Origin of the sequence: Bacillus sp. ChL18, from assembly GCF_026241425.1 — a bacterium.
Classification (GTDB): Bacteria; Bacillota; Bacilli; order Bacillales; family Bacillaceae; genus Bacillus; species Bacillus velezensis.
Genome location: NZ_JAPHWE010000001.1, coordinates 1,533,913 through 1,559,677 on the forward strand (window position 1 = coordinate 1,533,913; position 25,765 = coordinate 1,559,677).

The following is a 25,765-nucleotide window of genomic DNA, read 5'->3' on the forward strand; positions in this document are numbered from 1 at the left end:
TGACTATCAATCTATTCCCAAAACATGCTTAATAGTTTTTTCATTTTGCTCGGTTTGTTGTGTTCGGCTTGTGTTTTTTGTTTTGCTTTTGGACGCTGCTGCGCCTCTGGCCGCTGATGATGTTCTTCTTCGTGAGAGACCGCGATTTCCTGCACGGCTTCTTCCGGCATATGAAAGCCTATTTTTCTTCCCTGAATTCTGGCATTTCGGCAGGCAAATTGTATCAAGCCGACACCCGTCATATACTGAGGGTCTCTTACACCGATATAATTCGGGCTTGCGACCCTTACATTGTGCCTCAGCACTTCCTGTGCCAATGAAAGCACTCCGGGCATTGCGGCCTGTCCGCCGGTCAGCACAAAGCCGCCGGGCAGATCTGTAATTCCCATATGCTCAATTTCGGCTGCGGCAATCTCAAGAATCTCTTCCACTCTTGCTTCAATAATATTGGCAATTTCCTGCTGTGTAAAAGATTGCTTTTGATTCGTTCCTATGACGGTGACTTCAAATACTTCATCTTCTGAAGCCTCATCGTAGAATGCATGTCCGAATTGTTTTTTTACTCTTTCAGCCTCTTCGGTGGAAGTGCGCAATCCGATCGATACATCTTTCGTGATGTTTTCGCCTCCGAGCGGAATGACGGCTGTCTCCTTCAGGTGCCCCTGTTCAAATACCGCCACCGTCGTCGAGCCGCCGCCGATATCAATCATGGCGACTCCGAGGTTTTTTTCGTCTTTTGACAAAGCCGCCGAACCGGCCGCAAGCGGCTGCAGGCAGATATCAGTAATTTCAACGCCCGCTCTCTCCACACAGCGAAGTAAATTATGTAAGATCGTTTTGGAGCCGGTAATCAGCGTGCCCTCTACTTCCAAGCGCACGCCGAGCATTTTTTTCGGATCGGTAATTTCGTCTCTTCCGTCAACGATAAACTGTTTCGGAACGACGTCTACGATCAGCTGCTCATGCGGAACTGACACGACCTGTGCCGCTTCCATTACCCTGCGGACGTCTTCAACGTGAATTTCTTTGTTTTCACTGGAAACAGCGACAACGCCGTTCGTATCTTGAATATGAATATAATTTCCATTAACGCCGACAATGGCTTTTTTCAGCGGAAAACCTACCATTCTTTCAGCTTGGTCAAACGCTTTTCTTATAGAATGAACGGTTTCATCTATATCAACGATTGAGCCTTTTTTCAACCCTTCAGACGGTACATTTCCCACTCCGATAATGTTAAGGGAATCATCTGTCATTTCTCCGACGATCACTTTTGTATTGGACGTACCGATGTCAAGACTGACGTAAAGTTCATTGTTGTTCATTCTATGGCACCTCCTCACATTTCGATCAAATTCTATTCTATTATTTGCGGAACAACAATACAATGAATGTGGCTTTACAAGTGTGTAACAAAAACAACAGCATCAACAAATTCTTATCTGATTTCTCACAATTTATGTTTAATGAAACTATTCGTTATATTCTATGTATATCCTCTTTTATATCGCATTTTTTTTATTTTTTTTAGAGACGGCCCACCTTACCGTAAGATTTCTTGTCACGGTGTCATACTGTGCAATCCAGATGCAAATATACCCGCTTTCCCTTAGTCTACACTAAGATGAACCTCCAGAAAAGCTATAGATATTGCCAGAAACATCCGAAAAAAGAAGAAACAGGAGGAAAATTCCAAATGTAATGCTCACTGCAGAAGACACGCCCATTGCATTGAGAATTTTCCGCTTGTCCGGCAGCCATATCCCGCGCAAAAACAAACATAGTCATAATGATTCCGCTATCGGTTATATCGGCTGCCCCGCTGATTGTAATAGATTCTTTTGAACCGCCTTTAAATTAGTTCTTTAGAACTATTAATCATTTTCTTTTTTCTTGCCGGATTTACCTTTGTTAAATTCTTCAAAATACGTAGCGACTTCTAAGTGGATAATCCCCTTTTTCCCGCCATCCAGCTGGGAAACGATAGAAGGATAGGTCTTCATCCGGCCGGCAAACGTTTTAATAGAAGCGGTAACTACATACCCGTCGTTCATATACAGCTTGATCCGGTCCTGATCCATTTTTACCGGTGTATAATAGATTTCAGAAATCGACTGCTTAAGCGAACCGGAAAGCTTATCAAGCTGCTCCGCCATTTTGACCCGCTTTTTCGCGTTTGTCCAGTCAACCAAAATCGGGCCCGCGTCATCCGGCGTGACTTCGTTCGGCAGCACAGTGCCGTTTTCGAGCACTTCATAATACACATCATGTCGCTGCAGATACGCGATCGTCTTGTATTCTTCAATGTGAATGCTGACTTTGTTAGGAAATACTTTTGAAAGTTCCGCCTTTTTCACCAGCTTATTCTGCTCAATCTTTTCTTCTGTTTGTTTCTTGTTCAGACTCCAGAACTCGGTTTGTCCGTTATGTATATCAGAAAGCGCGTTGATCTCTTTTACAGACACGTTTTCGTTTCCGGAAACGGTGACAGAAGACACTTTGCTGATCGGCATCTGCAAGTACACGATGATCAGCACCATCATAAAAAAGAGCACAATGAATGAAATCAGCCGCCGGTTTGCTTTTTGTTTCCGCTGCTCTTTGATTTTCGGAATCCGCTCTTCAATATTTACGATTTTTTCTCTTTCATGATTTGGGTTCACTGCCTGTCCACCTCACTAAGAATGAAACAGCTTGACATTCGTCTGATTGAAAAACAAACGGCATGCTGTGATGCCGTTTGACATTTGTTAAAAGTATATCACATGAGCTCATGTAATCAGAGAACCTTTTAACGATTCCCTCCGATGATTTCAACTTCTGTATGCATGTCAACATCATACTGCTCACGGATTGTCTTTTTCACATATTCAATCAGGTCGAGAACGTCCTTGGCAGTCGCTCCGCCGGCATTGACGATAAAATTCCCGTGCATTTCGGACACTTTTGCTCCGCCGATCTGATGTCCTTTTAATCCCGCTTTTTCAACGAGGTTTCCGGCATGATTCGGCAGCGGATTTCTGAATATGCTTCCGGCGCATGGGCTTGAATACGGCTGCGTATTTTTTCTGTAATCTTTGTTCTGCTGCATTTGCGCCGTAATGGCTTCCCGTTCCTTTTGCTCAAGCTGAAGAACTGCCTCGAGACAGACGCCGGGACGTTTTTTCTGCAAAACAGACGTTCTGTAGCTGAAATCCATCTCTTCGTTCGTCAGCCATTCGATTGTGCCGTCTTCAAATAAGATACGGGCTCTCACAAGAATCTCACTCATATCAGATCCGTGCGCCCCGGCATTCATATAGACGGCTCCGCCGATTGATCCGGGAATGCCCGCTGCAAATTCGAGACCGGACATTCCTTTTTTACTCATGGAAGTCGCAAGCCGGACGACCGAATAGCCGCCTCCGACCGTCACCTGATCACCGTCAATCTCCAAATGATCCAGACCCGCGCCCAGTTTGATGACAACTCCTCTTATGCCTTCATCAAGCACGAGCAGATTTGAACCGCGGCCGATAACCGTCCATGGCAGATCATGTTTTTTCACAATATCCATAATATCTTTGACCGCTTCCACACGGTTGGGGATGATCAAAATGTCCGCCGGACCGCCGATTTTCATCGTTGTATGGTTCGCGAGCGGTTCTTGTTCCAGCACTTTGCCGACTTCGCGGTCTCTTAATTCCTGAATTACGTTCTCCATCATAAACCTCCGCATTCCATTTGCTCTATTTTTTAATGTCTTCCATGATACTGTACAGTCTGGCTGCCGCATCGGGAACACCGAGTGATTTTGTCCGCTCACTCATGTCTTTTAGCGTTTCGTCATTCATTACGATTTTGTCCAGCGCAGCGATCAGTTTTTCTCCGCTGAGCTCGGTTTCTTTCAGTACAATTGCAGCGTCATGCTGGCTTAGCGCCTTCGCATTGACTTCCTGGTGATTGGCTGTCACATACGGGCTCGGAATGAGCACGCTCGGAATGCCGAGAGCGGTGATTTCCGCAATCGTCGTCGCTCCGGCTCTTGCCACAATGACATCAATTGATTGTAAGTACTCCGGCATTTGGTGCAAAAACGGTTTTGTCACCATATTATCAGCGGCTTTTCCGCCTTTCAGCTCAGCCGTTACCTTCTCGTAATGCACTTCCCCGGTAATATAAAGGACTTGGTAAGGTCTCGTTTTCAATTCTTCCTGCATATCTATAACGGCACGGTTAATGGGAGCCGCGCCTCTGCTTCCGCCGAAAATGAGCACCGTTTTTTGATTGTCTTTCAGCCCGAACTCAGTTAATGAGCGGCCTGTCTTAATAGAGACGACTTCAGAGGCTCTCGGGTTTCCCGTAAACACGACTTTTTCAGCAGGAAAATGCGATTTTGCCTCTTCAAAGCAAATTGCCACCTTATTAACATATTTCGAGAGAAACTTATTTGTGATGCCGGGCAGGCTGTTTTGCTCATGAATGATTGTCGGAATTCCCATTTTTGCCGCCGCGTATACGACCGGACCGCATACATAGCCGCCTGTACCGATAACGGCATCCGGTTTAAACTCTTTTAAATATGATTTGCTTTTCTTCACGCCTTTTAAGAAGCGCATGACGGTTTTTACATTTTCAAAAGAAAGTTTTCGTTTGAAACCTGTAATTTCAATGGCGCGAAACGGAATATTTTCCCGTTCAACAATTTTTTTCTCAAGACCGTTCTCTGTTCCGATATACAAAAATTCCACATCCGGATGCCGGCGCTGAACTTCTTTAATAAAGGCCAGAGCCGGATAAATATGTCCTCCGGTTCCGCCTCCGCTTACTGCAATACGCATTCGTATGTCCCCCTTAATCACATAGCGATAACCCTGTTTTTTAGGACAGGGTTATTGATGTTGTCTGTTTTTTTATAGATAACGAATAAATCATGAGTGATGAGGCAAGATACAGATCAATACCTCGAGTACCGGCTGACATTTAAAAGCACGCCGACCGCTGCGAGCATCAGCGTCAGTGATGAGCCTCCGTAGCTTAAAAACGGCAGCGTAATTCCTGTTACCGGGATCAGCCCCGTCACAACGCCGATATTAATCATGACTTGAATAGCTATCATAGAAATAATACCGATGGCGACAAAGCTTCCGTATAAATCCGGCGCGCCGAGGGCAATCCTGACGCCCCGCCATAATAAAATACTGAACAGCAGCAATATGAGCGAACCGCCGATAAAGCCGAGTTCCTCAGATAAAATAGCAAAAATGAAATCGGTTTGCGGCTCCGGCAGGTAAAAAAACTTTTGCCGGCTTTGACCCAGCCCCATCCCGAACAGTCCGCCCGGACCTACGGCATAGAGCGACTGAATGATCTGAAATCCGCTTCCAAGCGGATCCTCCCACGGGTTTAAGTAAGAGGTAATCCGTTTAATCCGATAAGGAGCGGACAGAACTAGTGCCGCAAATCCGCTTAAACCGATGAGTCCGAGAAACGCAAAATGAGCGATTCGCGCACCGGAAACAAAAATCATCACGATGCACGTGCCCACCATTACCGTCCCCGTTCCCAGGTCTGGCTGGCACATAATAATAATAAATGCAGAAAACACGATTCCGAGCGCGGGAACGAATCCGCGTCTGAATGACGTAATATTCTTCTGTTTTTCAGAAAGAAATTTAGCCAGAAACGCAATCATCGCGAGTTTCATAAACTCCGAAGGCTGAATGCTGAACGCTCCCACTCCGATCCAGCTTCTTGAACCGTTCCGCACCATTCCGACTCCCGGAATCAGCACAAGCACAAGCAGAAAAAAACAAATGATCAGAAGCAGCTTCGACCATGTGCGCCATGTCCAATAATCCACATTCATAATGAAAAACATGGCAATGACGCCGATTCCCGCAAACAGCAGCTGCCGTTTCGCGAAGAAAAACGAGTCGTCAAATTTATAATCCGCCCATACCGCACTTGCACTGTAGACCATAATTAATCCTATTGTTAAAAGCAATAACGTAATGATAACTAATAACAAATCAGGCGCTGTTTTTTTAGTAGTCAAAGCAATCGACACCCCAAGCATAAGTCATTTAGGGCTGCCGATGAACAGAGACAAGCCCTTACTTAAGCATATGCACGGCATCTATAAACATGTCACCGCGTTCTTCAAATGTTTTGAACTGATCCCAGCTTGCACACGCGGGTGACAAGAGGATGACGTCTCCTTCATTTGAGAGCGCAAACGCCGCAGATACTGCTTGTTCAACATTATCGACACGTTTGACATGTTGTATTCCCAGCTCATTGCCCAGTTTTTCTATCTTCGGCGCTGTCTGTCCGAACGTCAGGACCGCTTTGACATTGTCCATATACGGTTTCAGGTCGTCAAAACCGTTGCCGCGGTCCAGTCCGCCTGCAAGCAGAATAACCGGTGCTTTGAACGCGGAGAGCGCTTTGCTTGTGGCCAAAATATTCGTCGCTTTGCTGTCATTATAAAATTTACGATTCTGGATCGCAGTTACATACTGCAGACGGTGTTTGACACCGGTAAAGCTTGTCAGCACCTTCTGAATCGCTTTATTAGACGCGCCCGCCGTTTTGGCTGCGGCTACAGCGGCTAATATATTTTCTAGATTGTGCGCGCCCGGCAGTACGATGTCATCAACAGGCAGAATCGCTTCATCGCCGAACATCAGCATTCCGTCTTTAATGAATGCGCCGCTTGACAGTTCCTGATGAACTGAAAACGGAACGATGCCGGCTTTTCCGCTTTCGGCAAGCCGCACGACTGTTTCATCGCTTTGATTCACGATGGCCGTATCACTCTCAAGCTGATGAAGATACACGTTCTGCTTGGCTTTTTCATAGTTTTCACGGCTGTGATGGTAATCCAAATGAGCGTCGAACACATTTAAAATCAGGCCGATTTCAGGTCTGAACGCATGAGTCCCCATAAGCTGGAACGAAGAAAGCTCTGTGACGATCCATTCATCACCGTCAGCATGATAAGCCACTTCACTGGCGACAGTGCCGATATTCCCTGCGATCAGCGTCTTTATCGAATCAGCTTTCAGCATTTCATAAATCAGGGTCGTCGTTGTTGTTTTCCCGTTTGAACCTGTAATGCCGATGAATTTTGCATTGGTGATATAATACGCAAGCTCGATTTCCGTCCAGACCGGGATGCCTCTTCTTTGCGCTTCCTCCACCATGATATTTTCATACGGGATTCCGGGATTTTTGATCAGAATGGTAATGTGATGCTGATCAAAAAGTGACGTCGGATGCTCACCGCAGATGACTTCAATTCCTCTTTCTGAAAGCCTTTGGGCAGGTTCGTTCTCTTCAAAGGCTTTTTGATCATTCACGACGACGTTAATGCCTTTTTCATGAAGAATCGACGCAGCCGCATATCCGCTTTTCGCCAGTCCGAGGACCAGAAAGTTTTGTTTTTGCAAAAAAAGTTCGTTTTCCACTTATAACCACACCTCGATGTAAATTCCTAAAACGGCAAGCAGCAGTCCCGCAGTCCAGAATGTGACGACAACTCTCCATTCAGACCATCCGACCAATTCGTAATGGTGGTGAAGCGGACTCATCTTAAAGATTCGTTTTCCTGTCGTTTTAAAGCTGATGACTTGTAAGATAACAGATAAGGTCTCAATAACAAATACTCCGCCGATAATGACGAGCAGAATTTCAAGCTTCGTCAAAATGGCAACGGTCACGATCGCTCCTCCGAGCGCAAGCGAACCGGTATCCCCCATAAATACCTTGGCGGGATGGGCGTTGAATACAAGAAAACCGAGAACGGCGCCGACAACGGCAACCGAGAAAATCGCAACGTCATATTGTGACTGGTTCCACGCAAGGATGGCGAAAGCGCCGAATGCGATAGCCGCGGTACCGGACAAGAGACCGTCCAGACCGTCTGTCAGGTTGACGGCATTTGAACCTCCGACAAGCATAAAGAGAACGAGGATAAAGTATCCCCAGCCGAGATCGATTGACAGATGTGTGCCCGGCACCCTGATGCCGGTTGAAAAATGGCAATAATGATATACTCCGTAAAATACAATGGCTATAATGATCTGGCCGATCAATTTCTGCTTCGACGTCAATCCGAGATTCCGTTTCATTACTACTTTAATATAGTCATCCAGAAAGCCGAGCAGGCCGTATCCGATCGTGACAAACAGCAGAAGAAACATTTCCGCGCTCAGATGCGAAAATTTCTGCGTCATGACAATCGCCGTAATGGCGATGGATACAATAATCATGACTCCGCCCATCGTCGGCGTCCCTGATTTTTTCATATGTGATTTCGGCCCCTCTTCCCTGATACTTTGGCCGAATTTTAAACGTCTTAAAAACGGGATAAGAATCGGAGATATCAGAACACTGATTAAAAATCCCATTATTATTGTAAATAAAATCACTTGCTCAAGCATTGCTCTTTTCTCCTCCCGTTTCGTTCAAACGACATACGTATTTATCATATTCACATTGTGTCCCCGTAATTCTTTTCATTTCCCTCATTCTAACACTCTTTCCTGTTTTACTTTTTATTCAGCTCAACAATAGCTCTTCCCGCTACTTCGGCGTCATCAAAGTCGAATGTTTCATTGCCGATCTGCTGATAGGTTTCATGCCCTTTCCCGGCAATCAGAACCACATCTCCCTTTTTCGCGTTGGCAATGGCAAAAAAGATAGCCTGCTCGCGGTTTGCGATACTGTGATAGTAGGTGCCTTCTACCCCTCTTTCCATATCTCTTAATATGGCCAGCGGGTCCTCGCTTCTCGGGTTATCTGAAGTAAAAATCGGTTCGTCGGCAATCCGCACCGCAATTTCCGCCATTTTCGGGCGTTTCGTTTTGTCCCGGTCTCCGCCGCATCCGACGACGACGAAAAGCTTGCCCTCTGTCATGTCTTTGCATGTATTCAGAACGTTTTCCAGACTGTCAGGCGTGTGCGCGTAATCGACGACCACAGGAAACGGCTGATTGTGATTCACCAGTTCAAACCGGCCTCTGACACCTTGCAGCTCTTCAAGAGCGCTTGTGATCGTATCAAACGGCAGACCCGCTGCGATCGCTGTCGCCGCTGCAGCCAGTACGTTATACACGTTGAAGCGGCCGACGAGTGAAACTGTGACCTGCTTTGTTCCTTTTGGCGTAACAAGTTCAAAGCTTGTGCCTTGCGCAGAGATCGCGATTTGTTTCGCCATGACATCGGCATCATTCTCGATTCCGTATGTAAGGATGTGCGCCGCCGTCATTTTTTCAAAATAAGCACTGGCTTTGTCATCTGCGTTTAAAACGGCCCGCTTCGGCTTTTCATGGTTAAAGGAGCCGCCCAGCTGGGAAAACAGGAGGCTTTTAGCCTGTCTGTAGTCTTCCATCGTCTTGTGATAGTCTAAATGGTCCTGCGTCAGGTTCGTGAATACGGCGATATCATAATCGCAGCCGTGAACCCTGCCGAGTGACAGAGCGTGAGAAGACACTTCCATAATAGCTGTGTCAACATGCTCATCATTCATTTTCTTGAACGTTTTTTGCAGTGTGACGCTTTCGGGCGTTGTATTTTTGACCGGGAATGTCTCATCCCCGATTTTAATGTACATCGTTCCGATTAAACCGGTCTGTCTTCCCGCTTTTTTGAAAATCTCATCAACCATGTGCGTCGTTGATGTTTTGCCGTTTGTTCCGGTGATGCCGATAAGCTGAAGCTGCTTTGTCGGCTGCCCGTAAAACGCGTCAGAAAGAACGCTGAGCGCCCGCTGTGACCGGCGGACGATAATGACAGGAACATCGACGTCAAGCTCTTTCTCGGCAACGATGGCCGCTGCGCCGTTTTCTGCGGCTTTTTGGGCGAAATCATGTCCGTCTACCGTATACCCTTTTATACACACAAAAAGACTCCCTTTTCTCACTTCCCTGGAGTCCATCTCAATTGAAGTTATGTCAGGGTCATGAAAGTCATTTTGAACAGGTTCGGCCATTAAATATGTAAGCAGCTTTGTAAGTTTCATTGTATCAAACCTCTCAGAAATTCTATTCATTCTTTTATCATGATAACCGTTTATAAAAGTCAGAATGGCTTTTAAACATACAGTTCATATTTTAGCGTAAATAAAAGGATACATCCAGTTAATCTTAAAAGTTATCTTCTTTTTTTCTCTTTACGATAAGAGGCAGCCGAAAACAATCGGCTGCCTCAAAAAGACTCATTCTTCACTCAAGTAAACACGGATCTTTGAGCCTTCTTTTACTTTCGTTCCGGCTGCAGGTGATTGTTTCACAATTTTGCTTCCTTTTCCTGAGGAGTCAATATTCAAATTGACAAGCAGCGACTCAAGATCAGAGACAGACATCCCTACAACATTCGGAACCTCTATTGTTTTTGTGTCGTTCCATTGATATTTTTTCTCGATTTGATTTTTTCGCGGTTTCACGCCGAGCTCAGGCAGACTGTCTCTCATCATATTTCCGACAATCGGCGCGGCGACGGTTCCCCCGAATTGAATCGTGCCTTTCGGATTATCAACCGCGACATACACGACAAGGCTCGGGTCATCAGCCGGCGCAAAGCCGATAAAGGAGACGATATGGTTGTTTTCGAGATATTTGCCGTCTTTGACCTTTTGTGCGGTACCTGTTTTTCCGCCGACGCGATATCCTTCCACAAAAGCATTCCGCCCCGTTCCCTGAGCGACGACGCTTTCTAAAGCATATCTGATCTGCTTTGACGTTTCCTGGGAAATAACTTGCCTTTTCGCAATCGGCGATTGTTTCTTAACAGTTTTTTTCGTAACGGGATCAACCCACTCTTTGGCGATAAACGGAGTATAAAGCGTTCCGCCGTTTATTGCTGCGGAAACGGCTGCCACCTGCTGAATCGGCGTGACGGAAACCCCTTGTCCGAAAGCGGTTGTCGCCTGTTCGACCGGGCCGACTCTGTCAAGCGGAAATAAGATCCCCGTTCCTTCCCCTTGCAGATCAATGCCCGTTTTCTTTCCAAAGCCGAAGTCCTTAATATATTGAAACAGCTTTTGTTTTCCGAGTCGTTCCCCGAGCTGTACAAACCCGGGGTTGCAGGAATTTTGAACGACTTCAAGATAAGATTGCGAACCGTGGCCGCCCTTTTTCCAGCATCGGAGGCGGGCGCCGTCGACCTCGGCAAATCCTTTGTCATAAAAGTGGTCTCTTTGCAAGTTTACTTTTTGCTCTTGGAGCGCCGCCGCAAGCGTAATAATCTTAAAGGTCGAACCCGGTTCATATGTGCTCCATACCGGCAGGTTCCGGTTGTAAACGGACGGATCCACCGATTGATAGTCAGCCGGATCAAAATCAGGACGGCTTGACATGCCGAGCACTTCCCCGTTTTTCGGATTCATTGCGACCGCAATCATTCCGTCCGGGTTATATTTCGCCGCTGCATTGTCGAGCTCCCTTTCTATAATCGTCTGAACCTTGGCGTCAATCGTCAATTTCATATCAAGTCCGTCTTTCGGAGGGGTGTAATCATCCGCTTCATCAGGCATTTTCTTCCCCTTGGCATCCGTATAAAATTTCACAGATCCCTTTACACCTTTTAAGTCATCATCATAATAAGCCTCCAATCCGAGAAGGCCCTGGTTATCAATACCGGCAAAACCGAGAACATGGGACAAAAAGCTTCCGTACGGATAATGGCGGATGCTGTCTTCAGCCACATAAACCCCTTTTAAGTCGAGCGCTTTGATTTCTTTCGCTTTTTTATTGGAAATTTTCCGCCCCTCGGGTGAGATTTTTTCTATGGAGGTTTTCTTAGTAATGTGTTTGTAGACCTTCTCTTCCGACATATTTAAAACTGACGCGAGAAGTTTGCCCGTTTTTATGGGATTTTGGATCTGGCGCGGTACGACAAAGACGGTCGGCGCGCTTTTATTAGTAGCCAGCTTCACGCCGTTTCGGTCAAGGATCTCTCCCCGCTCAGGCTCAAACGGCAAATTCCGGCTCCAGGAATCCTTAGCCAGTGAAGTCAGCTTTTCTCCCATCACAAATTGGACATAGCCTAATCTGCTGTCAATGATCAAAAAAATGATTACGCCAAAAAGCAAAACCAGTAATAAACGTTTTCGAACCGTTACATTTGAAACGCGCAAGGGACCGTCCACTCCTTATTTAGGCTTGTTTCAATTTATGCCTCAGCTTGGACACATAGAACGGCGGCGCATAAAAAAGAAGCCCGCGGGCATCCGCGGACTTCTCTGTCCCGTTAATCAGGATTTTTAAATTTCACCTTGATCACGGTATTTTCTTTCAGTTCTTTGCCTTTTTTCACACTTTGGCTTGAAGCGTAACCTTCACCGCTCACATCAATGTGAATGCCTGATACTTTGCTGAATTGAAGCACTTCCCGTCTCGACCATCCGGCCATATCCGGCATCGTCATCTTTCCGTCTGTTTTTAAGAAGATTTTCTGATTGGTGATCACATCTTCTCCGGCTGTCGGATACTGCTCTTTTACGGCAACATCGCTGCCGATGACAATCGGTGTGAGATGTTCATTTTTCGCTTCCTTCTCAGCGCTCTTGACCGTCTTATCAGTCAGGTCAGGCATCTTTTGGCTTTTCGTTTCTTCCTGACCGGAATCTGTTTTTTCCGTCGGTTCGATATTCATGTAGTGGAGGCTGTTTTTCATCGTCGGGTTAAAGATTTCCGCGACAGGATCAGAGCTGCTTTGGCCCGCTTTTAATTGCGGCTGCTGCACGGCTACATAGATGACGAGCTTAGGATCATTTTTCGGCGCCATGCCCATGAATGAAAACACATAGTTGCTCGTTCCCTTTAAATATCCGCCCGTCCCGGCGATTTGCGCGGTTCCCGTTTTACCCGCGACGTCAAATCCTTCAATTTTATAAGGTTTTCCCGTTCCGATGTCTGACGTCACGACTTCTCCGAGCAGATTCCGGACTTTTTTCGCCGTATCGGCCGAAATCGGTGTGCCTACTTGCTCTGGTTTTGTCTGCTTGACGACTTTTTTCGTATCGGGGTCGACAATATGATCAATGACGTAAGGTTTCATCATTTTGCCGTTATTGGCAATCGCCGTGACCGCCTGCAGCTGCTGGATCGGCGTTATCGCCGATGCTTGGCCGTAAGCCGTAGACGCTTTGTCAAAATCATATTTGTAGTTAATTTTACTTGATACTTCACCGGGCAGATCAACCCCTGTTTTTTGATAGAGCCCGAATTTGTGCAGGTACTCATTAAACCGGTCAAACCCCAGTTTTTCGTTGGCCAGTTTGGCAAAAGCAACATTTGAAGACCTCATAAGGCCGTCATGGAAGCTTGTCATGCCCCAGCCGGCGCCATCGTTCCAATCTTTAACAGGTCCGCCTCCCACTTTATATGTTCCTGATTTATATTTCTCGTTTGCGGAAAACACATTTTCCTGAATCGCCGCGGCAAGCGTAAAGATCTTCATCGTCGATCCCGGTTCATATGCGTACGACACTAAGTCGTTGTAATAATTGGTGACGTTTCTGATATTCGGGTCAAAACTCGGACGCTGCCCCATCGCAAGCACTTTGCCTGTTTTCGGTTCTACGACAGCCGCCATAATTTTTTTCGGTTTATATTTTTCCGCTACTTTCGTCATGCTGTCTTCTAAAAAGGTTTGAATTTTCTGATCAATGGTTAAATATACATTGTCACCGTTTTTAGGTGCGGTGATTTTTTCGTTGCTGTTCGGAAGTTTCCAGCCGGATTTATCACTTTCGTAAGTGACGGATCCGTCGCGTTCCGTCAGATAGTTGTTCAGTATTTTTTCAAGCCCTAAAGAGCCTTGTATCTCGTTTGTTTTTTCATTCACATCGGCATAGCCGAGAACATTTGACAAAAATATGCCGTTCGGATAGTAGCGCTTCGTATCTCTTAAGAAAGAGATACCCGGAAGATTCATTTTTTCGATCTTTTGTTTTTTCGCATAAGAGATATCGCGGCCGGCTGAACCGAATTCCACCTGCTTCGCGCCATCCCTGTTTAAGATGTCCAGAATCTTGCTTTTATCAAGATTAATAACGGTCGCCAGTTTTTCCGCCGTTTTCTCTTTGTCTTTGACATGCTGAGGATGCTTCGGATCACTCGTCATTTTTTTATCAAGCACGGCAATGAGCTTATATGTCGCCGTGTCCTCTGCAAGCACTTTGCCGTTCCGGTCAAGAATAGAGCCGCGGCTCGCTTCTATCGTCCGCTTTTTTTCGTGCTGCTCGGTCGCTTTTGTTGCAAGTTCTACACCGTTTGCTTTACCGGTTAATTGAATGTACGCCATTCTCCCGAGAATGACAAAGAAAAAGAGAGCGAAACAAATACTGAGTATCGCTGCTCCTCTGTTCATAAACTTATTTTTTTTCGGCATGGGTTATCATTCCTGTATGTTTTTCACTTTTTTATCTTTCAGATTCAAACCGTGCTTTTTAGCGATATCCATCAGGCGCTGCGGCTGGCTTAAGTCAGCAGCCGTCTTTTCGAGATCACCGATCTGCTTATTCTTCTCAGATACTTTCTCCTCCAGTTTTTGCACCTCAATATTGGATTGGTACGCCGCGTATGCCTTTGATACGATAAACATTGATGTGGAGAGAACGGCAATGGCAAACAGGACGAGCAGCACCTTTTCCCCGAGTGTAATGGAAGCCCTCTTTTTGACAATCACCTTTTTTTCGGGACTTATCACTGGCCGTTGTTGTTTTTCCTGCTGGTAAGCTAAGTTGCTCATAGGCTGATGACCTCCTTTAATGTTGTCATTTGCTGCCCGTTATTTTCGTTTCTCCGCAATGCGGAGCTTCGCTGACCGGGCGCGGTTATTTTCTTCAAGCTCCTCTTTTGATGCCGTAATGGGCTTTCTCGTAATCAGTTTTAATTCCGGTTCAAATTCTTCCGGTATCACGGGAAGACCCGGAGGCAGTTCGGGAAGTGATGATTTTTCCTTGAATGTCGTCTTGCACATTCTGTCTTCCAGCGAGTGAAAAGTGATCACAGACACCCTTCCGCCCGGCTTCAGCACCTCTATCGCTTGCAAGAGGGCCTCTTCAAATACTTGAAGCTCGTCGTTTACGGCGATTCGAATGGCTTGGAAAACACGTTTGGCCGGATGACCTCCGCTTCTTCTCGCCGGAGCCGGTATCGCGTCCTTTATTAGATCGACCAGTTGGCCGGTTGTTTGAATAGGCGATTTTTCTCTAGCCTCTTCAATTTTTCGGGCGATCTGCTTGCTGAATTTTTCTTCTCCGTATTTAAAGAAAATCCTCACAAGGTCCTCATACCGCCATTCATTTACGACTTCTTTCGCCGTAAGGGCGGCCGACTGGTCCATCCTCATGTCCAGCGGTGCGTCATGATGATAGCTGAATCCCCGTTCCGGTGTATCAAGCTGCGGAGAGGATACTCCTAAATCAAATAAAATTCCGTCAACACTCGTAATGCCGTGTTCATGTAAACACTCTTTTAAATAACGAAAGTTGCTTTTCACCAGAATAAGCTGTCCTTTGTATTCGGACAATGTTTTCTTTGCGTTTTCAAGTGCTGTGTCATCTTGGTCAAAGGCGATCAAGCGTCCTTTTTCCGATAATTGCTGCAATAAATATGTACTGTGCCCGGCGCCGCCAAGGGTGCAGTCCACATAGGTTCCGTCCGGTTTGATATTTAAACCGTCGACGGTTTCACGAAGAAGTACTGTCTTATGCTGAAACATTTGTGTCGGTCCCACCTTTATAAGGAATGAATTGAATTGTCAGTTGTTGTTGTGATGCACGAAGATCCATTATATATCAAATCCAATCATGTTTTCAGCAATTTCAGCGAATGAATCTTCTTGCTCTTCTGTGTATTGTTCCCATATTACCTTACTCCACAATTCAATTCGATTGGAAACCCCGATGACAACACATTCTTTTTCCAGTTTTGCGTAATTCAGAAGAGATGACGCAATATTAACCCTTCCCTGCTTGTCCAGTTCGCATTCGGTCGCACCGGAAAAAAAGAATCGGGTAAATGCGCGGGCGTCTTTTTTGGTGAGCGGCAGAGCCTTCAGCTTTTCTTCAATCAGCTTCCATTCATTCATCGGATAGCCGAAAAGGCATTGGTCCAGTCCTCTGGTCAGCACGAACTGCTCACCGAGGCCTTCTCTGAATTTTGCGGGTACGATCATGCGGCCCTTTGCATCAACAGTATGCCGGTATTCACCCATAAACATGATAAGGACCCCCACTTTCTCCCCTAAACTCACCACTATCCGCCACTTCTCTCCACAACCTCATTTTACACTGTTTACACATAAAAAAAAACCCTGAACTATTCAGGGTTCTTTAAAACTTTATTTCAAAGTTTGACAATCTGATGTTGGTTTTGAAAAGAAAATGGCAGATGTTTGAAGGTTGTGAAGAATTTTGGACCGTAGCGGTTCAGATAATACATCACATTCCAAATCCGTTCCTGCGGAGCGCCGAGCGGTCTGATGCTGTTTTGGATTCTTTCATAGTCACGCAGCACAAAGCCTTCTTTTTCTTCAATTCTTTTCGTTACCGTCCGTTCTAAAAACAAGAGCTGATCTTGAATGAAGGCGGCATTCTTCTGTAAGAGCGGCTCAAGGCTTGAATCGACTTTCAGCGCTTCGTCCCTTGCGCGTTTATGGACAGCTTCAATCTGCGACTTCGCCTGTTCCATTACAGAAGAAAACTCTTCCGGAATCTGCTCTTCAAAATAAGTGTCTTTCAGGTGTCCGGTGCCGTGTTCAATCGCTTCCTGAAGCGGGATATTCCGTTCTGAAAGCTTCTTTTCAATATGGCGCTCAAGAATCGTAATGTTCAGTCTCGGCACTACCGGCGTCATGCGAAAGCCCATTAATGAGAAAGCCTGCTTCAGCTCACCCCAATAATTGATCTCCCCCGGCCCCGCGATAAACGCCAGAGTCGGAATGAGAAACTCCTGCATAAGCGGCCTTGTCACAACGTTATTGCTGAAACATTCCGGTTTTTCTTCCATATGGGTATGAAGCTCGTCGTTCGTCCACTTCAGGTCAAGCTCCTTAATGACAAAAACGCCGTTTTCTTTTTCAATTAAGAAACGCTCTCCCTCGTGTTCGTAAAACAGATTGGCCTGATCTTTGTCCGATTCAATAATCGGGTGATAACCGGCTTCCCGCATAAGACTCTGCTGGTCTGACACGGCTTTGGCAAGCTCATGATTGTGTTTTAAAATCTGCTGAAACATACTCGTTTCCAGCTTTTTAATCCCCGGATCTCCCGAATTCATCAGAATAAGGCCTTCTTCTTGAAACAAGTCGGCGATCAACAGCTCAAAAAAGTCCGTGAATGTCTCTGATGAGCGTAAACATCGCTTCACGTTTTGAAGGAGTGTGTTTGTGTGATCCGTTTCCTCAAAAGCAGCGAACACTTCATCAATCCAAGCCGCGCATTTTTCCTGATCAAGCTCGGTTTTAGCCGCCGATGTTTTTTTCCAGTACGACTGCGGCAGTTTCTGTTTCACCGGACCTTTATTCTCTGCTGACGTATGCACAAAATTGATTTCTTCCAGATCGTGATCTTCACCCGCCACCCAGAAAATCGGAACGACAGGAATCTGTAACACCTCTTCCTGCTGTCTGGCAAGTACGATAATGGAGATAATTTTATGTATGGTGTAAAGAGGCCCCGTTAAAAGACCGGCCTGCTGGCCGCCTACAACCGCTGCGCTTTTTGGATCTCTCAGTTTTTCGATGGAGGCCTGCATGGCGGCGGAGTGAAATTTTTCGTGATAGGAGGATAAATAATCCGCTAATTCCTCTCTGGCAAACGGCCGCGAAGACAAGTCACGAAGCCGCTTTTGCCATACGTCCTCTGAATGAATATCATAATCAAAAAATGAAGACATGTTTTCTCCATCTATATAGTGCTGCACAAACTTATTTTGACTTTTGATGGAAAGTTCAGTTAGCTGCATCTGTCTGGAACTTCCTTTCTCCAATAAATAGTTAGGTTTCCGAAATGAGTATAGCATGTTACCGGAAAACCTCAAAAGACTTTGTTTCAGTTTCTTTCTAACGCTTTTATGCTGCGGTGTAAAAACGTGAGATGAACGTCCGGCAATCCGCGGCTTTCCGCTTCTTTTACAAGGTAGCCGATAATCGCATCGGCCTCTGTCCGCCTGCCTGCCATGATATCGACGAGCATGGAAGAATGATTTTTTTCCGTCAGTCTGCAAACTTCGCAAACCTTGTTCCACGCTTTTTCTCTATCGGCGAGGCCAAGAATTGTCTCCGCTTCTTCAAATACGTTTCTCATATACTTTTTGTAAGCGTTATTTCTTAACAGCTCTCCGTTTTTCACCCGCAGCAATGCAGTTAACGGGTTGATGCATACATTTATGATCAGTTTTCCCGTTAACAGCCGATACCAGTCGTTTTCATCATATACGGGAAAATCCCGGTGCATGCCGGAAAAGATGCTTTTGAGCGTTTCCGGCCGGGATGCGCTGAATACACTCCATCTTACGGCTCCCGCTCCCGTATGTTCAACGGCATGATCTGATATCTTTTTTGCTCCGTGCTCAACAGTGCCGGCATAAAGCGAATGATCTGTTTGCCAATCTTTCATGTCGTGTATGTGTCCCATGCCGTTTTGCAAAAACAGCACATTCGTCCCTTTTATCGTCTCAAGATCCCGCAGCACAGCACTGAGCTGGTGCTGTTTAACGGCTGCGATTAAGAGGTCGAATCCGGAAGTGATGCCCGTTTGCGCTCTGCATGCCGCCCTACATTCTATTCCGTCTTTCACAAGCCGTATACCGCCTGAGTTAATCGCATCAGCCTGCTCCGTCCGCCGCGTAATGACCGTTACCTGATGGCGGGACGATAAGTAGTAAGCACATAAAAGGCCTACCGCTCCGCCGCCGATAATTCCGATTTTCACACTGTCACACCCTATATCTGCATTTTTCCATATTATCATAGCAGAAGCCGCCGCAAATTACTTCAATTTCGTTTTGAGCAAAAAGACTGGCAAGCATATTATAGTTGGAATTTTCAATTAAAGCGTTTACAATAATGGTAGAACACAACAAAGGGGGAGTTTGTGTTGAAAATAGAGCGACTGCTCATCAACTTTAAGACACTCGAAGAATTTAAAAGGTTTAAGGAATACGGGATGCAGGAGCTGTCGATGCTTGAAGATCTTCAGGATAATATCATTGAAAATGACAGCACCTCGCCTTTTTACGGGATTTACTTCGGGGATAAACTAGTGGCGAGAATGAGTTTATATCAGGTAAACGGAGGTGCGAATCCGTATTTTGATCAGCGTCAGGACTTTTTGGAACTTTGGAAGCTTGAGGTTCTTCCGGGCTATCAAAACAACGGATACGGAAAAGCGCTTGTTGATTTTGCAAAATCCTTCAGAATGCCGATCAGGACAAATTCACGCATGAAATCAGCAGATTTCTGGGATAAGATGAATTTTGAGCCCGTTAAATATGATATGGCGCGTGATAAAGGAGAAAATCCTTATATCTGGCATCCCGATATGGACGGTGAAATGACATCCGGAGAAACGGCATAATAAAAAACCGGCCGGGCCGCCGCCCCCAGGCCGGTTCATTTTACAGGCTCTGCGCCGATTTTCTGTCGTCTTCTTTTGAATTTACCATCCTTCTCGCTCTGTCCATAATGTCAATTAACGCTTTATAATCTTCTTCCGTCATCTCCAGCTTGTTTCTCAAGCTTTCATTTTCCTCACGCAGATCCTCGACTTCTTTTTGCAGCGCGGTCAGCTGTTCTGTGAGTTTTTCTTTTTCATGACGCACATCCGCTGCGGCCGGCGACTCTTTAAATTGCTGCAGAAACAAAATGACATCATCAATGGACAGCTCTTTTTCTCCTTCCGCCCTGCGGATCGGAGGCTGTTTGACGGTTCCCGGCAGATTGGCGGAATGCACCCCGATCTGCTTTCTTAATTCCTTCCGCTGTTTTTTCGCAAGTTCTATCCCTGACTGATATTGTTTTCTGACATAAGAATTCCATCTGAACCCGCAGGCGGCAGCCGTTCTCGTCAGCGCTCTGCCGACTTCTTCAAAAGCGGAAAGCTGGGTCCCGCCTTCCCGAATATGCCTGAGCACCACTTCGGCCAGCAGCAAATCTTCATCTTGCGTCCACGCGTCTTGTCTCGTTATCGTCAATCGTATCTCCCTCCATATTTGCTCATTTACCTCATACATATGCCGCTGATAGATTAGATAGACTACTGGCGCTCACAATTTTTTCGGCGGAAGCAGGCCGGAGGGGCAAAAAAAAAGAAAAGCGCAGGAACCGAGATTCCCGCGCTTTTCTTCATACATTAATTGCTTTTAACATTTATGTCTTTGCCGTTGTATGATCCGCATGCTTTACATACACGGTGAGACAATTTCATCTCTCCGCATGACGGGCATTCTGTCATACCAGGTACATTTAGTTTGAAATGTGTACGGCGCAATCTTTTTTTCATTTTAGAAGTTCTTCTAAAAGGTACAGCCATTATTCCCACCTCCTTAAAGAGTTAAGATTCATCATCTTGTGTTAAGAGCTTTTTCAGATCTGCAAGTCTGGGGTCGATTTGATTTTTCTTGTCTTCCTCAGAAATCACTTGCCAATCCTTCCCCACTTGGGGAGCGGCTCCTTCTTTTTGTTCAGTTTCACAAAAGACTTGCATAGGAATTTCTAAAAGAATCTCTTCTTTTACGATCGGAGTTAAGTCGACGGTATCGTCTTCAGCAATATGAACGTCCTCATCTTCTATATCATCCGACTTATGAAATCTAAACAGTTCTTTTGTCGCGATTGTAAATGGATACGGCACATCAACTAAAGTTCTTGAGCACGGCAAAACCATTTCGCCTGAAATCGTAAAGTCAAACGAAACTTGCTTGGATTCAATCTCCGCGCGGCCCTTCACCCGGACGGGAGAAATGCGGCGGATGTCAGAATTCAATTTTGTCAGCTCATTTAACTCAACTGTTTCATCAAATTCAAAGCTCTTTTTCGCCATTTGATGAAGCTGATAAATCGTCCATTTCATTTGTATCACCTCAGGAAAGCAACAAACATGATTATAGCTTTTCAGAATGTTTTTGTCAATATTTTTTCTTTACAGCATAATGCCGCCGTCATGCAATCGTTGACAGCCGGATAGGCTATGCATACACTAAACGAAACGGACTAAAATATGCACTTCATTTGCAAATGTACCACACGAAGCAAAACATAGCAAGAAAGGCGGGACAAATATGAAAGCAGTCGGCCTGGTTGTTGAATATAATCCCTTTCATAACGGACACCGCTATCATGCGGAACAAGCAAAAATCAAAACGGACAGCAGCGTCGCGGCGGCGGTGATGAGCGGCCCTTTTTTGCAGCGCGGGGAACCGGCCGCCGTCTCAAAGTGGGCCCGGACAAAAATGGCGCTGGAAAACGGCGTGGATATCGTCATTGAGCTCCCTTATATATATGCCGTACAAAAAGCGGAATTATTCGCGCGCGGCAGCGTTTCGCTTCTTCATCATTTAGGATGCAGCAGCTTGTTTTTCGGCAGCGAAAACGGGCGGATCGAACCCTTTATTGAAGCGTCTGAAGCGTTCAGCCGAAAGGAAGATGACTGCAGCCTGATTCTGAAAGAGGAGCTGAAAAAGGGTCTCAGCTATCCGGCCGCCGCCTCAAAAGCTTTTTCACACATATTCAAAGGGCGGGACATGCTCGATTTGTCCAAGCCGAACAATATTCTCGGTTTTCACTACGTTAGAGCGATACACACCTCCGGTTCCGCTATGAAGCCTTATACAACAGCCAGAATCGCTTCCCAATATCATGACGCCGAGCTGCCCGGAGATAACAGCCGGATAGCCAGCGCAACAAGCATCCGGAGAGCGCTGATAGAAAAAGGAACGGCGGCCGCAAAGAGCTTTCTCCCGGAAGCATCTGCGCGTCAGCTGGAGGCATACAGAAATTCATACGGAATATGGCACAGCACGGAAGACTATTTTTCATATGTAAAATACAGCCTCAGCACTCTTTCCGCTGAAGAATTGAGCCGAATCTATGAAGTGGAAGAAGGCCTTGAGCACAGAATTCTGCGCACCATCAGACAAGCCCGATCCTATCGCGAAATGATGGAACGATTGAAAACAAAACGATACACGTGGACGAGGCTGCAGCGGATGAACACGCACATTCTGACACGGACGAAAAAAGAAGACATGCATCGGCTCTTGCAGCCTTCAAGCGCTCCTTATATCCGTCTTCTCGGAATGACGAAAAAAGGACAGGCGTACCTGTCGGCAAAGAAAAAAGAGCTTACCGCACCTCTCGTCAGCAAGCTCTCTTCTTTCTCTCATCCCGCTCTGGATCTGGACATACTGGCGGGACGGGTTTACAGCCTGCCGATAAAAGAACCTGAACGCACATTGTTTGAGAAGCAGGAATTTTCACAAGCCCCGATCCGCTATGATGAAGACGAAAAGCGTTTTTTGAATGCGTAAAAAAAGCACCTGACTGTATCAGGTGCTTTTTACTTTCATCTGATCCAAATAGTCAAGTGCGTCCTGCATGGTGTCGACAGGGACGATCTTCATATCGGACTTGATTGCTTTCGCCGTTTTTACCGCATTTTTGTAATCAGAATTTTCAGCTCCGTTTTGATTCGGCGCAAAGAAAATATCTTTTCCCGCTTTGTCTGCGGCGACGACTTTCTGATCGATTCCGCCGATCGGTCCGACTTTGCCGTCCACGTCGATTGTCCCCGTTCCGGCTATATTATAGCCTTTTGTTTCGTCAGGTTTTGTCAGCTGGTTGTAAATTTCTAAAGACATCATGAGACCCGCAGAAGGCCCGCCGATGTTTTCAATGCTGAAATGGAGATCCGGCTTCACTTTCACGTTCCGGTCCGTATATAATGCGACGCCGATTCCCGCTCTTTTCGGGTCGTCCGGGAAGGATTTCAGCACAATGTCAACGGTCTTTTCTTTCGTGTCCCGTTCAATGTGAAACGTTACTTTTTCCCCCGCTTTTTTGCTGCTGATATAATCAATCAGCTTTTCAGCGGATTCGTATGTTTTCCCGTCCGCGCTGATGATTTTATCACCGACCTCTATTTTTCCTTTTGCCGGCATGTCAGAGACGACTGAGCTGGCATAAATGCCGTTAAATGAGTATTTCACCTGTTTCCCGGCTTTTTGATAAGCGGCAATGACCGCGTTTTCTTGGGAGCTTTTCATCATTTGCAGCTGGCGCTTCATATAATCCGAGTCCGATTCGCCCTCTTCTTTTATGCTTTCGTCAGGGACGATTTCATCGTAAGGATGCACTTTCGCCCAAAGATATGTATACGGATTGGCGGGGCCTACTTTGACAGTCATCAAGGAAAGGCTTCCTTTTTCAGGATAGCCTCCGTCCACCTTAATCAGCGGTCTCAGCTCTGATGCTTCTCCCGGCTGTGTGATGTAATACGGAAGCTTAATAAATGTAACAGCGATTAATAAGATCAGGATGATAAACACCCAGCGAAAATGTTTTGCTTTCATATGAGCTAGCCCTCCCAGTTCTCTATTTCTTGTTTAATCCGGCCGATCATCCGGTCTGCGGCTTCTTCGCCCGCTGTGATCATATGATCAATGTTGGCAAAAGAACTTGAGCTGAATGATTCAAGAGAAGGGCGGATCATGACGTCTGCGGCAATGGTCTGGTGACGGACCAATTCATTTTGCAGTATATCCATACTTTGCATGATTACATCAAAAATATGTGCCGCCTTTTCCGTTTTTTTCACCCGGGATACGTCAGAGGCGATGACGATATCAGCACCCATATCTTTTACGGCGGAAACCGGTATTCTGTCGACCACCGCGCCGTCGACTAACATACGTCCGTTCATTTTTTGCGGGACGAAAACGCCCGGTATGCTGATGCTCGCTCGGACGGCTTCGGATACTGAACCTTTCGTAAAAACAAGCTTTTCGCCGGTCTGAAGGTCGCAGGCCACAATGCCGAGCGGGATCCGCAGTTCTTCTATCGGCTTGCCGTACGTATAGGCATGAACGAGCTGCCTGATGCGGTCTCCTTTTAAAAAACCAAGCCTCGGCATCGTATAATCCGCGTACAGCCGCCGCTTAAATGCTTTGGCGACTTTTTTCATCGTGGCCACGTCATGCCCGGCCGCATAAAAGCTCCCGACTAATGCTCCCATGCTGCTGCCGGCAATCATATCAATTGGAATCTGATGCTTATGTAAACTGGATAACACTCCGAGATGAGCGATGCCTCTTGCCCCTCCCGAACCTAACGCTAACCCGATTGTAGGTTTGGCCAACGCGACGAACCCCCTAATAGACATCCTATACATGAATTCTATGGTCTAAATTGAACCCCTATGCTCGTATATTAGTACAGGATGACAAATAGGTACTTGCCCGGCCGCCTTTAAGGTCTGTTCTATATTTTATCATGATATAAATGTCAGTGTGCAATTTTAGCATCGGGGAGGTAAGAATGAATTTGTCTAAGTTTCATACATTTTTGATTTCATTGTTTTTCATTTTTTTGACGGCGACGGTTATTTCACACCCTCAGGCCTCATTCGAAGCCTCCAAAACCGGTCTTTCCATGTGGTGGGAGGTCGTTTTTCCTTCATTGCTTCCGTTTTTTATTCTATCTGAGCTTTTAATCGGATTCGGCATTGTCAAGTTTGTCGGCCTTTTACTCGAACCCTTTATGCGTCCCATTTTCAGAGTGCCGGGGGTCGGCGGATTTGTACTGGCTATGGGCATGGCTTCAGGCAATCCGGCCGGCGCGAAGCTGACTGCACGGCTGCGCCAGGATAAACAAATCTCCAGAGTAGAGGCTGAACGCCTCGTCTCTTTTACCAATTCATCCAATCCGTTATTTATATTCGCTGCTGTGGCAGTCGGCTTTTTTCATAACGCGTCTCTCGGCATTCTGCTGGCATCGGCTCACTATCTCGGAAACATCGCCGTCGGCCTGACGATGCGTTCATACGGACGGAAAGAAGAAGCGGCGTATACCGGTAAAAAGACGATCGCTCTCCCTTCTCTGAAGGAAGCATTTCTGGCCCTCCACAAGGCGCGGCTTTCGGAAAAGCGGCCGCTCGGAAAAATTTTGGGCGACGCCGTCACCTCTTCTGTACAAACCTTGCTGATGGTGGGCGGTTTTATTATATTGTTTTCGGTTTTCAGCCGGTTATTATCAATCGTACAAGTCATGGATGTGCTTTCTGTATTTACAAACGCGCTGCTTTCGCTTTTTCATCTTCCGGCAAATCTGGACATCCCTCTTATCAGCGGGATGTTTGAAATTACACTTGGGAGCAAACTGGTCAGTGAAGCTGATGCCGACTTGCTGCCGAAAGCCATGATTGTGAGTTTTATTCTCGGGTTCAGCGGCCTTTCCGTACAGGCCCAGGTAGCCGGCATTTTATCGGAAACAGATATCCGCTTTAAACCGTTTTTCGCGGCGCGTATCCTTCAGGGCATTTATGCCGCACTCTTTATTCTCTTACTGTGGAAGCCGCTTTACCTTGCATTGGACGAACCTTACCAGTCCGTATTCCTCCCTTTCCGCGATCAGGAAGCGGTATCTGCTGTCGTCAGCGGATGGAATACACTTGTTGAAACCGGACCCGCCATCACGCTGACAGCTCTCGCCGTATACGCATTGATTTATTGTTACAGGCTGTCAGCACGGACAAAAAAAGGATGAGACGCCAATC

At 46.2% G+C, this 25,765-nt stretch carries 23 protein-coding genes; 3 read left to right on the plus strand and 20 right to left on the minus strand.

The genetic code is table 11. The features are described 5' to 3' along the window. Positions 1 to 11 precede the first annotated feature (11 nt). The 15 genes from ftsA to OQ477_RS07655 all read right to left on the minus strand — a co-directional run bounded on the left by ftsA (position 12) and on the right by OQ477_RS07655 (position 18,928). Complete coding sequence (gene ftsA / locus OQ477_RS07585; RefSeq protein WP_003154425.1) at positions 12 to 1,325, minus strand: cell division protein FtsA; 1,314 nt, start codon at positions 1,323 to 1,325, stop codon at positions 12 to 14. A 549-nt stretch (positions 1,326 to 1,874) separates the two neighbouring features. Then, positions 1,875 to 2,663: a cell division protein FtsQ/DivIB gene (locus OQ477_RS07590; RefSeq protein WP_007409710.1), complete on the minus strand. Its 789-nt coding sequence runs from the start codon at positions 2,661 to 2,663 to the stop codon at positions 1,875 to 1,877. Between the two features lie 128 nt (positions 2,664 to 2,791). Further along, a complete protein-coding gene (murB, locus tag OQ477_RS07595; protein ID WP_265971989.1) occupies positions 2,792 to 3,703 on the minus strand; it encodes a UDP-N-acetylmuramate dehydrogenase in 912 nt (303 codons plus the stop codon). Positions 3,704 to 3,728: 25 nt separating this feature from the next. Then, positions 3,729 to 4,820: an undecaprenyldiphospho-muramoylpentapeptide beta-N-acetylglucosaminyltransferase gene (murG, locus tag OQ477_RS07600; RefSeq protein WP_045506286.1), complete on the minus strand. Its 1,092-nt coding sequence runs from the start codon at positions 4,818 to 4,820 to the stop codon at positions 3,729 to 3,731. 116 nt (positions 4,821 to 4,936) lie between these two features. Beyond that, positions 4,937 to 6,037: a stage V sporulation protein E gene (gene spoVE, locus OQ477_RS07605; RefSeq protein WP_003154430.1), complete on the minus strand. Its 1,101-nt coding sequence runs from the start codon at positions 6,035 to 6,037 to the stop codon at positions 4,937 to 4,939. 58 nt (positions 6,038 to 6,095) lie between these two features. Beyond that, positions 6,096 to 7,451, minus strand: coding sequence for a UDP-N-acetylmuramoyl-L-alanine--D-glutamate ligase (murD, locus tag OQ477_RS07610; RefSeq protein WP_082997978.1), 1,356 nt, complete (start codon positions 7,449 to 7,451; stop codon positions 6,096 to 6,098). After that, complete coding sequence (gene mraY, locus OQ477_RS07615) at positions 7,452 to 8,426, minus strand: phospho-N-acetylmuramoyl-pentapeptide-transferase (protein ID WP_007409707.1); 975 nt, start codon at positions 8,424 to 8,426, stop codon at positions 7,452 to 7,454. Between the two features lie 107 nt (positions 8,427 to 8,533). Continuing rightward, positions 8,534 to 10,006, minus strand: coding sequence for a UDP-N-acetylmuramoyl-L-alanyl-D-glutamate--2,6-diaminopimelate ligase (locus tag OQ477_RS07620; protein WP_265971990.1), 1,473 nt, complete (start codon positions 10,004 to 10,006; stop codon positions 8,534 to 8,536). A gap of 195 nt (positions 10,007 to 10,201) precedes the next feature. Next, positions 10,202 to 12,121 (minus strand): stage V sporulation protein D, encoded by a 1,920-nt coding sequence (locus tag OQ477_RS07625; protein WP_003154438.1) that lies wholly within the window; start codon positions 12,119 to 12,121, stop codon positions 10,202 to 10,204. Between the two features lie 113 nt (positions 12,122 to 12,234). Continuing rightward, entirely contained in the window at positions 12,235 to 14,379 is a 2,145-nt protein-coding gene (pbpB, locus tag OQ477_RS07630; protein ID WP_265971991.1) for a penicillin-binding protein 2B, read from the minus strand. 6 nt (positions 14,380 to 14,385) lie between these two features. Then, positions 14,386 to 14,739: a cell division protein FtsL gene (gene ftsL, locus OQ477_RS07635; protein ID WP_003154442.1), complete on the minus strand. Its 354-nt coding sequence runs from the start codon at positions 14,737 to 14,739 to the stop codon at positions 14,386 to 14,388. A gap of 39 nt (positions 14,740 to 14,778) precedes the next feature. Further along, positions 14,779 to 15,714 carry a 16S rRNA (cytosine(1402)-N(4))-methyltransferase RsmH gene (rsmH, locus tag OQ477_RS07640; RefSeq protein WP_007409704.1) on the minus strand — a complete coding sequence of 312 codons (936 nt, stop codon included), beginning with the start codon at positions 15,712 to 15,714 and terminating at the stop codon, positions 14,779 to 14,781. A gap of 69 nt (positions 15,715 to 15,783) precedes the next feature. Beyond that, positions 15,784 to 16,215: a division/cell wall cluster transcriptional repressor MraZ gene (gene mraZ, locus OQ477_RS07645; protein ID WP_007409703.1), complete on the minus strand. Its 432-nt coding sequence runs from the start codon at positions 16,213 to 16,215 to the stop codon at positions 15,784 to 15,786. A 125-nt stretch (positions 16,216 to 16,340) separates the two neighbouring features. Further along, on the minus strand, positions 16,341 to 17,960 hold the full coding sequence (gene bshC, locus OQ477_RS07650) for a bacillithiol biosynthesis cysteine-adding enzyme BshC (RefSeq protein ID WP_265971992.1): 1,620 nt from the start codon (positions 17,958 to 17,960) through the stop codon (positions 16,341 to 16,343). Between the two features lie 86 nt (positions 17,961 to 18,046). Beyond that, positions 18,047 to 18,928 carry a 2-dehydropantoate 2-reductase gene (locus OQ477_RS07655; RefSeq protein WP_265971993.1) on the minus strand — a complete coding sequence of 294 codons (882 nt, stop codon included), beginning with the start codon at positions 18,926 to 18,928 and terminating at the stop codon, positions 18,047 to 18,049. Between the two features lie 162 nt (positions 18,929 to 19,090). On the opposite strand from OQ477_RS07655, the gene OQ477_RS07660 reads away from it, so the two are divergent. Beyond that, positions 19,091 to 19,573 carry an N-acetyltransferase gene (locus OQ477_RS07660; protein ID WP_007611262.1) on the plus strand — a complete coding sequence of 161 codons (483 nt, stop codon included), beginning with the start codon at positions 19,091 to 19,093 and terminating at the stop codon, positions 19,571 to 19,573. A gap of 40 nt (positions 19,574 to 19,613) precedes the next feature. Here the strand turns inward: OQ477_RS07660 and gerR are convergent, their stop codons facing one another. The 3 genes from gerR to OQ477_RS07675 form a co-directional block, all read right to left on the minus strand. Next, the gene (gerR, locus tag OQ477_RS07665; protein WP_003154450.1) at positions 19,614 to 20,189 is read right to left on the minus strand and encodes a sporulation-specific transcriptional regulator GerR; all 576 of its coding nucleotides are present in this window, start codon (positions 20,187 to 20,189) and stop codon (positions 19,614 to 19,616) included. 158 nt (positions 20,190 to 20,347) lie between these two features. After that, on the minus strand, positions 20,348 to 20,527 hold the full coding sequence (rpmF, locus tag OQ477_RS07670) for a 50S ribosomal protein L32 (protein ID WP_003154457.1): 180 nt from the start codon (positions 20,525 to 20,527) through the stop codon (positions 20,348 to 20,350). A gap of 21 nt (positions 20,528 to 20,548) precedes the next feature. Then, a complete protein-coding gene (locus tag OQ477_RS07675; RefSeq protein ID WP_014417711.1) occupies positions 20,549 to 21,067 on the minus strand; it encodes a YceD family protein in 519 nt (172 codons plus the stop codon). 208 nt (positions 21,068 to 21,275) lie between these two features. On the opposite strand from OQ477_RS07675, the gene OQ477_RS07680 reads away from it, so the two are divergent. Continuing rightward, positions 21,276 to 22,523, plus strand: a complete 1,248-nt coding sequence (locus OQ477_RS07680) for a nucleotidyltransferase (protein WP_021493721.1) — start codon at positions 21,276 to 21,278, stop codon at positions 22,521 to 22,523. An 18-nt stretch (positions 22,524 to 22,541) separates the two neighbouring features. On the opposite strand, the gene OQ477_RS07685 is transcribed toward OQ477_RS07680, so the two are convergent. Further along, positions 22,542 to 23,564, minus strand: coding sequence for a SepM family pheromone-processing serine protease (locus OQ477_RS07685; RefSeq protein WP_182072684.1), 1,023 nt, complete (start codon positions 23,562 to 23,564; stop codon positions 22,542 to 22,544). A gap of 5 nt (positions 23,565 to 23,569) precedes the next feature. Then, entirely contained in the window at positions 23,570 to 24,349 is a 780-nt protein-coding gene (locus OQ477_RS07690) for a patatin family protein (RefSeq protein ID WP_014304961.1), read from the minus strand. A 179-nt stretch (positions 24,350 to 24,528) separates the two neighbouring features. Here OQ477_RS07690 and ylbJ point away from each other — a divergent pair, with 179 nt between their 5' ends. After that, a complete protein-coding gene (ylbJ, locus tag OQ477_RS07695) occupies positions 24,529 to 25,755 on the plus strand; it encodes a sporulation integral membrane protein YlbJ (protein ID WP_053573413.1) in 1,227 nt (408 codons plus the stop codon). The last annotated feature ends 10 nt before the right edge of the window (positions 25,756 to 25,765 follow it).

Bases quoted from the DNA above. Each gene is read 5' to 3' on its own strand.
- OQ477_RS07620 (WP_265971990.1), bottom strand. From the start codon at position 10,006: ATGAAACTTACAAAGCTGCTTACATATTTAATGGCCGAACCTGTTCAA.
- ftsL (WP_003154442.1), bottom strand. From the start codon at position 14,739: ATGAGCAACTTAGCTTACCAGCAGGAAAAACAACAACGGCCAGTGATA.
- OQ477_RS07680 (WP_021493721.1), top strand. From the start codon at position 21,276: ATGAAAGCAGTCGGCCTGGTTGTTGAATATAATCCCTTTCATAACGGA.
- rpmF (WP_003154457.1), bottom strand. From the start codon at position 20,527: ATGGCTGTACCTTTTAGAAGAACTTCTAAAATGAAAAAAAGATTGCGC.
- mraY (WP_007409707.1), bottom strand. From the start codon at position 8,426: ATGCTTGAGCAAGTGATTTTATTTACAATAATAATGGGATTTTTAATC.
- rsmH (WP_007409704.1), bottom strand. From the start codon at position 15,714: ATGTTTCAGCATAAGACAGTACTTCTTCGTGAAACCGTCGACGGTTTA.
- pbpB (WP_265971991.1), bottom strand. From the start codon at position 14,379: ATGCCGAAAAAAAATAAGTTTATGAACAGAGGAGCAGCGATACTCAGT.
- ylbJ (WP_053573413.1), top strand. From the start codon at position 24,529: ATGAATTTGTCTAAGTTTCATACATTTTTGATTTCATTGTTTTTCATT.
- bshC (WP_265971992.1), bottom strand. From the start codon at position 17,960: ATGCAGCTAACTGAACTTTCCATCAAAAGTCAAAATAAGTTTGTGCAG.
- murB (WP_265971989.1), bottom strand. From the start codon at position 3,703: ATGGAGAACGTAATTCAGGAATTAAGAGACCGCGAAGTCGGCAAAGTG.
- OQ477_RS07675 (WP_014417711.1), bottom strand. From the start codon at position 21,067: ATGAAATGGACGATTTATCAGCTTCATCAAATGGCGAAAAAGAGCTTT.
- ftsA (WP_003154425.1), bottom strand. From the start codon at position 1,325: ATGAACAACAATGAACTTTACGTCAGTCTTGACATCGGTACGTCCAAT.
- mraZ (WP_007409703.1), bottom strand. From the start codon at position 16,215: ATGTTTATGGGTGAATACCGGCATACTGTTGATGCAAAGGGCCGCATG.
- murG (WP_045506286.1), bottom strand. From the start codon at position 4,820: ATGCGTATTGCAGTAAGCGGAGGCGGAACCGGAGGACATATTTATCCG.
- OQ477_RS07685 (WP_182072684.1), bottom strand. From the start codon at position 23,564: ATGAAAGCAAAACATTTTCGCTGGGTGTTTATCATCCTGATCTTATTA.